The organism is Anabaena sp. CCY 0017 (assembly GCF_963920885.1).
Classification (GTDB): Bacteria; Cyanobacteriota; Cyanobacteriia; order Cyanobacteriales; family Nostocaceae; genus Nodularia.
This window is the reverse complement of the sequence record NZ_CAWUDG010000086.1, coordinates 1-280: the sequence shown is the minus strand read 5'-3', so window position 1 is coordinate 280 and position 280 is coordinate 1. Positions and strand designations below refer to the sequence as shown.

Here is a 280-nt window from a genome sequence, read left to right as displayed (position 1 = left end):
CAACGACCGCCAGTGGTCGGGCAGCGCCCCGGTGCTGGACATCCTGGACCCGCAGTACGGCCAGCCGATACCCGACCCCACCTCGCCCTGGGCCCGCGACGTCACCGCGCGCCAGACCGGCATCTACTTCCAGGACCGCCTGTCGCTGGGCGAACACTGGATCCTGCGCGGCGGCGTGCGCCACGACCGCGCCCGCACCGAGACGCGCGATCCGCTGGGCACGCTGGACCTGAACCAGCGCGACAGCACCATCACCGCCAGCGGCTGGAACCCCGGGGTC

General features: G+C 73.2%; 1 protein-coding gene. It reads left to right on the top strand.

What is annotated here, in order from left to right:
* Window positions 1–280: TonB-dependent receptor domain-containing protein (locus ACM0OW_RS25805; RefSeq protein WP_414553566.1), on the top strand; the 280-nt coding region annotated here is incomplete at both ends.